Genomic DNA, 9,526 nt, shown 5'->3' on the forward strand with positions numbered 1-9,526 from the left:
CTTGCATAGCAAGGTGTTCGCTTCCCGCAAGTTCACAAAGGGGTAGCTGCCGCAAGGCAGCGTAGGGGAAGTGTAGCTTCCCCTGTCCCGGCGGTCTGCCATGCTGTCACTGTTGCGGGATAAGCCCCCGGCGCGTGACATACTCCGTTGCAAAACAGCGGTGTTCCGCTTCCTTTTCCCGCCAATACTCCCATAATGCAGCGTCGGCGGCTTCCGCAACATTCATTAAAAACCGTTCAAGCTGCTTTTGTTTTTCCTCTGCTCTACGTTTCCTCATAGTCTGCGTCCTCCTGTAAGTCTGCTGCGTCAATCTCGTAATAGTCAAAAACCTCGTCGGGCTTGACAATGGCGGGGCGGCGTTTAAGGTGCTTTTCCATGTCAAAGACGTTCTTCGGGTCTGCGTCGGACAGGTACTTGTATTTCGGGTGCTTCGTTATGTCGAATTTGTCCGAAAAGAACGGGCGCACCCCGCGTAGCTGCAAGATACATTTCCCTCCGTCCATGACTGCGATTTCATCTTCCGTCATAAGCTGCTTTCCCAATTTCTGATAGTTCAGCCCATGCGAAAGCTCCCGCCCTCTGGTTTCGGAAGTGTTGAAGCTGTCAATGGTTTCTTTGCCTAAAATCTCCGATATTTCTTTGAGCGTCGTTTTTTCCTTGCCGCCCAAGAAAAGCGTGGTGTCGCAGTTGCCGACTATGGTATCGGCGTTGTCCTTGTAGATTGCCTTTAGCTGTGACTGGCTCTGCAAGATGATTGACGCGGAGATTTCCCGGCTCCGTATGGTTGCGATTAGCTTCTCAAATTTGGGGATTTGCCCAATATTCGCAAATTCATCTAACAGGCAGCGCACATGGACGGGAAGCCGCCCGCCGTATTCATCATCTGCTTTGTCGCACAAAAGGTTGAATAGCTGTGTGTAGAGAATACTCACGACAAAGTTAAAGGTGTCGTCGGTGTCGCTGATAATGACGAAAAGGGCGGTCTTTCTGTCCCCTATGGTGTCAAGCTCCATTTCGTCGGTTTCCATAAGCTCGCGCAGCTCCTTAATGTCGAATGGGGCTAACCTCGCGCCGCATGAGATAAGTATACTTTTTGCGGTCTTGCCTGTAACAACTTGTCAAGGACTTTTTAATCATTTTCGGCAATATTTTCGTTCTTTTCTCTTTCAATTTCTCTAAGCATTATGCGTTTCATCTTATCTTGCATTGTTTCTTTTGCGTTTTCATTAAAGTGAACAATTACCTCATAGGTGGCTTTCCCAATCTTCTTTGTTAGCATTCTTGTGTTTTTGTTTTCTTGCATATTTCCCTATCCTTTCCGTCCAAAAAAAAAAGCGATTAGATTTTTTGCTTTCTAACCGCTTCTACTCGTCTATTAAGTTTTGTGCTTTCCTGATTTTTTCCTTGCTCTCCATCTTTCGTCTGTCTATTCCTGTAACTCTTAATGGCAGACACATTTCAATAATTCTTGAGTAAATTCTTCCAAGCATTATATCCTCTTGCTCTTTTTCAATATCCTTGAAGTTCAGATTCGTTGTTATGATAGTCGGCTTTGTCTTTAAATACCTTGAATTTATCACATTATAGACTTGTTCTAAGACATATTCCGTGTTTCGCTCAATCCCAAAGTCATCAAGGATCAGCAATGTAGCATTTGTTATATTGTTGATGTACTCATTTCTATCAAGTTCAAAACCGCATTTTTGCAAGTCATTCAGGATTTGAGCAAAGTTTCGCATTTTGACTGTGTAGGAATACTTGGATATTATCTCGTTAGCTATTGAGCAAGCAATATAGGTCTTTCCACTACCGATACCGCCATAAAGGATTAAGCCTATGTTATCTGCTCTCATCTTATCAAAGTGCTTTACATAGTTTCTTGCTTTTCGTATAAGGTCTTTATCAGTATTGGTATCAGCATTTTCAAAAGTATATCCGATTTGGTTTCTTGAAATGAAGCAATTTGCTCTTAGTCTTTCCTGTTCCATTTGCTTTTTCCTTAGTTCTTCCTCTTCGTGCCTTTTCCTGTCACATTTGCAAGATATTCTAAATATCATTGTCTTACCTAAAGTCGCAAGAGGTTTTCCGTCTATCCTTTCATCGCAGGTCTTGCAATAAATGTGTCCGTCCTTTTCGTAGTGGGTTTCCTCGTTGTAGTTAAACTCTGTTCCGTTTATCATTATTGATTTCATCAGTTCTTTTCTCCTTTTTTCTTCATTAAGCAGTGGAATGCGTTTTAAGGGCTATTTGTGGTCTTTGTTAAGGGTTCATATTCCTTTGCAACTTAAAGCCCATTAAAAGCCTTGCCACCTTGTTTTATGAGCATTACAGTGTATCGCTATCCTCATAATCTGTTGAATAGGTCTTGCTGTCTTTTTTCTGTGATAGTTTTTCTTTGTCCTGTTCATACCAGTTAAGGATTGTTACATAGTGGTCTTGATAGGTCTTTCCTGTACTCTTTATATATCTTGATAGTTTTTCTATCATCATACTGGTATAACCTTGCAGCTTATCTTGTAGATTTTGGTATTCCTCATCGGTTAATCGGATATTTTTATATTCTCCGTAAAGGGAAACTTGAGTAGCCTGCTCTATTCTCCCCTTATCTATACTAATCTTATCTAATCTACCCTTACCTATACTATGCGGACAAGTGGTTGACACTTGGTTGTCATTTGGTATACCAAGATTTTCAACCTTGATATATGCTCCATTTTCGGTTTGTGTTAGACTTTGCTTTTCTTCAACATACATCGTTTCTTTTCGCCTGTCACTTCTGATATAGTTGTTTATCTTCCAATGGGTTATGACGATAATTCCTCGCTCAAAGACGATTACAAAACCTTTTGTTATTAGAATTTTCAAGTCATCTTCATTTGCTCCTATGATTTTTATTATCTTCTTTGGATTATCCACAAAACCGTCATCATCTGCTCTCATTGATAAATGAAAATATAGGCATTGACTACTTAGTGGCATATCTAAAAATAAATCGCTATCCACTATCTTTAGTGAAAACATTCTTTTATCTGCCATTTTCTATCCTCTCTTTTTCTCTTAGTTTTACTCTGCGTTCCCAAAATGGATACGCAGACCTTATGCACCAAAACAGTGCGTCAATTTATCTTATTTTTATATTTCATCGTTCTTCGTTCCTATAATAATCTTTAACTTGGGTTTTCTTCTGCTCATACCTTTCCTGTTGCTCTTGATATTTCTTAATCTGTGCAATCACGCTCGGCTTTTCTCCTCTCTTAATTGCCTTGTCAATCTCAATAGATAAGTCTATGCCATAATCATCATTTACGGTTTTCACTGCATACTTGATATGATTGATGCTTTCGTATTCTTCTTTGATTGATTGAGATTGTCTATTAAGTTTAGATATTTCACTTTCAAGGCTTTGAATTTCTTTTCGCCAGTCCTTAGATTTAATCACCGATGAGCCTGTTATCTTTTCAAGAATTGCTCTTGCTCTTTTGTACTTATCTATCTCATCTTTGTGCGAATTGTAAAAGCTATCTTTGAATAAGGTTTTTCCTCGCCACTCATCATATATAGGCTTGTTATCTTTTATGATATCCGCATAAGCAAAGCATTTATTTAAGTTTTCTATCCTTACAGTTTTAGTCTTAATATCTACGTTTATATACCTGTTTTTAGCTTGAAGTGTTCCTATTTTTTCTTGCAAGTCTGCAATAGTTTTAAGGTTATTATCCGACAAATATATCCTTGCTTTTGAAAATCTTCTTAGGTCTGCACCTATCTTTTTATTGCTTGCGTATGGGTTTAGGTTTCTTGCTTTCTCTCCCTGTATATCATGATAGATGGAAATGTACTCATAGAGATTAAATAATTCAGCCTTATTATCTATTTCATCTTGCCTTGTCTGTTTATACTGTTCATATCTTTCAAATAACGACTTTGAAAATTCACTTATCCAAGATGTAAGCTCTGCAATTCTTTCTCGAATAGCTTTGACTAAAGAATTATGTTTTTTGATTTCTCTATTGATATTTCCCTTATCGGTTTCAACTCCTTTTTTCTCTAAGGCACTTGCACTTGCTCCTAAATGAATAGTTGGGATTTCTTCTATACCTTGTCTTTCAAAGGAACGATGGTCTACTCTTTTTTCAAGATTATTTTTTTCTAAATATTGGTTACAAAGAGTGGCAAAACTTTCTCGCCATTTCTCTGCATTACCTTTGTTGTTCCAGTCTGTGAGTTCTACTTTTCTTGTCTTTGGTTTGCCGTTTTTCCCTAAAACTTTATCTCCATTTTCATCAAGGATATATTCTTTTCTGCTTTTTGCTTGCCACTGTCCTTTTTCGTTTATTGGTCTAAGAGTTGTCATTATATGGGCGTGGATATTGTTATTTCCCTCATCATTTTCGTTATGAATGGCAAGGTCTACTATCATTCCTCTTGATGTAAAATTTTTCCTAATGAAATCTGCAATGAGCTTTTTATTTTCTTCTACGCTTAATTCTTTGGGTAAGGCAATAATGAAATTTCTTGCAAGCTGTGCATTGATTGCTTTCTCATTTAATTCAACACTATTCCACAAGGTCGCCCTGTCTTTTAATTCGATTGGTACATTCTCCGGCAAGAATATTTCTGAATGTAACAATCCTTTTTTATTGTGGTAATCGTGAGTTATTCCGTCCCATTCGTTAGTCAGCTTTTCACAAGAAATATATGCTGCACTTGCGACTGCCGATTTACTTTTTCCTCTGCTTATCATTGAAATATTAAAGTGAAAACTGTCTGCCATTTTTATCATCTCCTTTTATTTTGGACAAAAGAAAAGCAGATAGATTTTTCATTTCTCTATCTGCCTATGTGTTATATAAATGTTTTAGCTTTTAGTTGCTCCCTGCAAGGGTAAAAGCACCGCAGGTCGCAAGGACACCTAAAGGGTGTATAATTGCGCCCTTAGAAAATCTAAGGGAATTGTGATTATACAGCCGTGTCCGTCTTTCTCATATTTTCTACCTGACAGAACGATTTGTTCAGTCAGCTTTTTTGAAATACTTTTTGTAATATGTCTTTTATTTCCTCATTGCTTTTCTCACTCGCTCCCTCAATGAAACTTTCAAGAATTGCTCCACGCTCTATAAGGCGGTGCGTTCTCTTTTTTCTCTCCTCATTACTTATAGTCTTTCTGATTTTTCTTTCCCTATTTTTTAGTTGTAAGAGTTTTTTCTCACAAACTTCTTGTTCTTCTTGTAGGCTCTTTATCTTACTTTTAGTTTCTTGTAGTTTACTGTTAATTACCATAAAGATATCTCCTTTCTTTTCCACTGTTTTCAAATTTGGAATTATGAGTTATAATATAAGTTGAATTTTTATGTTTAGGAGTAATTTGATATGAATAACCAATCTTATTTTATGCACTTTTATATGTTTGAATTAGAGATATTTTTAAATTCACAAAAAGAGAATCTACTTACTGTCTCTTTTCAATCTGACGAAGCAAATACCGATCGTCCCTTAAAAGAGTATTTAAAATCTGTTATAGAAAATGAGTTGAATATGTTGCCTGCTGACCCAAAAGCGAATAAGCTTTTTATAGATAACCAAACTCACTCAATAGATGAATATAGAGATTATAATATTAGCAGAGTTATTCTTCCCGATGAAATTGATGAAAACTTAAAGCAAAAAATAAAGGAAAGTAAATCCGCTTGTTATACTAATCCTGACATATGTTTGGAAATAAAATATAACGGCTCTACTTTCTATCAAACTGTCGAACTAAAATCTACGAAGAACGATTCTATTCCGGGTTCTAGTATCCAACAGATTGTTCCTGATGAATGGGTAATATTTGTAAAACATACATCAAAAGACATTGAAGTAGTAACTGGACAATATATAAATTCTATAAATTCTAAAATGCAGTTTCCTGACAGAAGCCCTAGACCACAAGTTTCTTTTAAAGAACTTATCTCTTGGAATAATCTACATAGAAACATTGACAACAATGAATTGATATATACCGTAGACGATTCTTTAGCAAATAAATTAGCTTTAATCGATGATTGGCAGGGCGTTTTATCTAAACGATGGATTGATATACTTTTGAATAGTGAAAAAGTAAAAAAAACTGAACCTTGGTTTAATAATAACATTCGGAAATTCATTTTAGATTTTCTCGAAATTTACGATGAATATAGCAAAGAAGAGAAAGCCCTTGTTAAATCCAAAATACAATCTATGATAAAAAAAGAAACAGATGATTAGTCTGTTTCTTTTTTGAAGTACATATCCCATTTTTCACTTAGTGTTTTACCTATGTTGTATGCTAAAACGCAAGGAACCGCATTTCCTATTATTTTATATGCCGAACTAGCACTTACAGCAATATTTTTCTCTGTCTTTTCCAAAATAAATTGATAATCATCAGGAAAAGTTTGAAGTCTTGCACACTCTCTTATTGTTAATCTTCTTTGCTCTAGTCCCTTTTCTATTTCATCTACATATTTTCCACCATTTTCAATATCTAATCTCCTAAATTCGATATTCCCGTGATGTTCTGATCTAATAGTCGGTGAAACATTATCTAATTTTATCTCAACATTTCCTTGCCCCCTAGATAACTTTGCTTTTGAATATTTTTTTTGTGAGTTATCAGTCGTAAAATCCGGTTCTTTCAAATCACAAATAGCTTTACCAGAAGTAACAAATGGATTCAAAGAAATATTGTTTAAACTGTAATTATGTGTAGGAATAGGATATGGGTCTATATCGCTATGGTCGCTGATATTAGTTAGGTGTTGTATTGCCTCATCAGTCAATGCACTTCTTTTAAAACCATAAAAAATAACTCTTTCCCTTGATTGTGGCACTCCATAATTAGCAGCTTGCAAAACTCTTGCAGGAATAACTAAGTATCCACCATCTGCCGCCTTTGAAAAATCATTTTCAATTATTTCTTTAACATCTTCCAAACTAACTAAACCTTTTACATTTTCAGCAATAAACACTTTAGGCTTAACTATACTTACAACCTCTTTCATCCATATGTATAATTGCCCTCTATTCTCAACATTTGCTTCCTCTGAGGATATTTTTTCTCCTATATGGCTTTTCAACGAGTTGAAACCTTGCCTTTTCCCTGCCACAGAAAAATCTTGACAAGGGAATCCACCAGTAACAACATCTATATTTTCAGGAAAAATTTGTTCTCCATTCTTATGTCTTTTTACTAAATCAACAATGCTTTCAACATTATATATTTCATTTGCATTGCTATATCTCTGTTTAAAATATGATACCCAAGCAGCTTTCGCATCATCTCTTATATCATTAGCAAAAACTGTTTTAAATCCTGTTTCGCTAACTTTAACCCACTTCCCATAATCTTCCTCAATCCAAGTTGGATGAATGTTCAGGTTTATTGAATCTTTTAAGCAAGTGAATCCACCCTCAAGACCAATATCCATACCACCACAACCACTAAATAGAGATAAAACCCTCTTTTCTTTAAATTTCATATATTACTTTTTCCTCCAAATTCAACAATATCACCAATTTCACAATCTAATACATTGCAAATTCTTTCAAGAACTTCTAAAGAAACATACTTTTCATTACTCATTTTTGAAATTGTGCTTGTAGATATCCCACTCTTAATATGCAAATCATACTTTGTCATATTTTTATCTATTAGTATTTTCCATAATTTTTTATAATTAACAGCCATAGTTCACCACCTTTTCGAATAGGATACCATAAAAATGACGACTTCTCAATAAAATTTTATTACTTTTCATCAATCAACATTTTAATCTTTCTTTATTATTGTTGTACTCATTTATCGGTATTCCGCTCCTTTTCAGCATTTTGAGTTTTTCCTGTTTTTTCTCCTCTCTTCTTGCTTTGTACCTTTCTTCGTATTCTTTTTGTTTGCCGTTCTCTTTACGCTTGAGATAGTTTTGATGAAGCCTGTCTTTTCTTGCTTTCTCCTTTTCTTCTTGCTCTTTTTGTTTTCTCATTTCTTCCTGAGATAGTTCTTCTTTTTGTGGCTCATAGTTGCCAATGAAGTTGAAAAAGATTTCAATTTTTTGATTTGCTGTTTGACTACCTTTCCTTTCTCGCTCGTGAATTAAAATTTTCTCTACAAATTCATTGATGGTTGTCGGTGTCAGTTCATCAAAATTTTCGTAACGACTGATTAGTTTGATAAACTTCTTGGCTCTATCGATTTCTTTTTCATATTGCTCAACGGCTTTTTCTAATTGTTTTATTTCTTTGCTGAGTTCTCGTTGTTCGCTTTCGTACTGATTATTTAAGATTTCATATCTTGTACTTGGTATCTTTTCCAATATCATATCTTCGTAAATTCGACACATTAAGCGTTCTAATTCTTGAAGTCTGCACGTTCCCTCTATAAGTCTTGTTTTCTTCTTTTCGATTTCTCTTTTTTCGTATTCTTCCATTTCGTTTTGAATACTGTGGATAAACGCTTCATTATCTTTATCAAGGGTTTGCTTAATGTCTTGTAAGGTATTCTGAATGAGCCTTAATACAATTTCTGCCTTTATTCGGTGTGCCGATGAACAAAGTGTGCCACAAGGTACTTTTGTGTAAGCACTGCAAGTATAATAAGGGATATTCTTATAATTGCTTGTTCTATGCACATACATTTTACTTCCACAATCTGCACAATACATAAGTCCTGTTAGCGGATGATATTCTCCCCAACCATCGGGATATCTTTTTACATTCCCTTTTATCCTTTGCACATTATCAAAGGTTTCTTGGTCTATGATTGGCTCGTGGGTGTTTTCAAAGATGAGCCAGTTATCTTCGGATACATATTTACTTTTCTTGTCTTTGAAATGCTTCCTTGTTTTGAAGTTGACTGTATGCCCTAAATATTCTTGTTTTTTTAAGATACTTGCAATCGTGGAACTGCACCAACGATACGGATATTCAAACACTTTGCTTTGATGTAGTCCATATCCCAATTTCTGCTGATGATAGGCGGGTATATCTATCTTGTCGGCTTCCAATATTCTTGCAATGGCATAGGGTCCTTTTCCGTCCATTGTCAGATGAAATATTCTCCGGACAACCTCTGCGGCTTTCTCGTCTATAATCCACTGATTTTTATCGTCCTTGTCTTTGATATATCCATAGGGCGGACTGCTTCCTGTATGCTTTCCGCTTTCTCCTTTAGCTTTGAATGTAGACTTGATTTTCCTTGAGGTATCTCTCGCATACCACTCGTTCATAATGTTTCGAAATGGAGTAAAATCATCGTCTTTGTAAAAACTATCTACATTGTCGTTGATGGCAATGAGCCTAACTCCTTTTTGTCTTAGTATCTCCATACATTGACCGACTTTGAGGTAATCTCTGCCAAGTCTTGACATATCCTTTACGATGATACAACCGATATTTCCCTGATTGACTCCATTCATCATTGCCATAAAGCCCGGACGATCAAACTGCGTTCCGCTAATTCCGTCATCGGTAAAATGAATGATGTTCTCCAAATGATTTTTCTTTGCGTATT

10 protein-coding genes and 1 pseudogene are annotated in these 9,526 nt (G+C 35.8%); 1 reads left to right on the forward strand and 10 read right to left on the reverse strand.

What is annotated here, in order from left to right; all coding sequences use genetic code 11:
• Positions 1-106: 106 nt before the first annotated feature.
• The 7 genes and pseudogenes from ACO5GE_RS07125 to ACO5GE_RS07155 form a co-directional block, all read right to left on the reverse strand.
• Positions 107-277: a hypothetical protein gene (locus ACO5GE_RS07125; RefSeq protein WP_181975800.1), complete on the reverse strand. Its 171-nt coding sequence runs from the start codon at positions 275-277 to the stop codon at positions 107-109.
• Positions 264-1,118: pseudogene (locus tag ACO5GE_RS07130) on the reverse strand (VirD4-like conjugal transfer protein, CD1115 family); the annotation flags it as partial. The pseudogene ACO5GE_RS07130 and the gene ACO5GE_RS07125, both read right to left, overlap by 14 nt.
• Before the next feature lie 11 nt (positions 1,119-1,129).
• Positions 1,130-1,303 (reverse strand): transposon-encoded TnpW family protein, encoded by a 174-nt coding sequence (locus ACO5GE_RS07135; RefSeq protein ID WP_484830229.1) that lies wholly within the window; start codon positions 1,301-1,303, stop codon positions 1,130-1,132.
• A 61-nt stretch (positions 1,304-1,364) separates the two neighbouring features.
• Entirely contained in the window at positions 1,365-2,192 is an 828-nt protein-coding gene (locus tag ACO5GE_RS07140) for an ATP-binding protein (protein WP_484830230.1), read from the reverse strand.
• 133 nt (positions 2,193-2,325) lie between these two features.
• Positions 2,326-3,036, reverse strand: a complete 711-nt coding sequence (locus tag ACO5GE_RS07145; protein WP_484830231.1) for a replisome organizer — start codon at positions 3,034-3,036, stop codon at positions 2,326-2,328.
• A gap of 103 nt (positions 3,037-3,139) precedes the next feature.
• Complete coding sequence (mobQ, locus tag ACO5GE_RS07150) at positions 3,140-4,774, reverse strand: MobQ family relaxase (protein WP_484830232.1); 1,635 nt, start codon at positions 4,772-4,774, stop codon at positions 3,140-3,142.
• Positions 4,775-5,016: 242 nt separating this feature from the next.
• Positions 5,017-5,280 (reverse strand): DUF3847 domain-containing protein, encoded by a 264-nt coding sequence (locus tag ACO5GE_RS07155; RefSeq protein ID WP_484830233.1) that lies wholly within the window; start codon positions 5,278-5,280, stop codon positions 5,017-5,019.
• Positions 5,281-5,370: 90 nt separating this feature from the next.
• On the opposite strand from ACO5GE_RS07155, the gene ACO5GE_RS07160 reads away from it, so the two are divergent.
• On the forward strand, positions 5,371-6,246 hold the full coding sequence (locus tag ACO5GE_RS07160) for a hypothetical protein (RefSeq protein ID WP_484830234.1): 876 nt from the start codon (positions 5,371-5,373) through the stop codon (positions 6,244-6,246).
• Here ACO5GE_RS07160 and ACO5GE_RS07165 read toward each other — a convergent pair.
• The 3 genes from ACO5GE_RS07165 to ACO5GE_RS07175 all read right to left on the reverse strand — a co-directional run.
• Entirely contained in the window at positions 6,243-7,499 is a 1,257-nt protein-coding gene (locus ACO5GE_RS07165) for a DNA cytosine methyltransferase (protein ID WP_484830235.1), read from the reverse strand. The two genes, ACO5GE_RS07160 and ACO5GE_RS07165, sit on opposite strands and share 4 nt — an antisense overlap.
• Positions 7,496-7,708, reverse strand: coding sequence for a helix-turn-helix domain-containing protein (locus ACO5GE_RS07170; RefSeq protein ID WP_484830236.1), 213 nt, complete (start codon positions 7,706-7,708; stop codon positions 7,496-7,498). Before ACO5GE_RS07170 ends, ACO5GE_RS07165 begins: the two co-directional genes overlap by 4 nt.
• Positions 7,709-7,781: 73 nt before the next feature.
• Positions 7,782-9,526: DUF4368 domain-containing protein (locus ACO5GE_RS07175; protein ID WP_484830237.1), on the reverse strand; the 1,745-nt coding region annotated here is incomplete at its 5' end.

Source organism: Filifactor sp. (genome assembly GCF_057248345.1).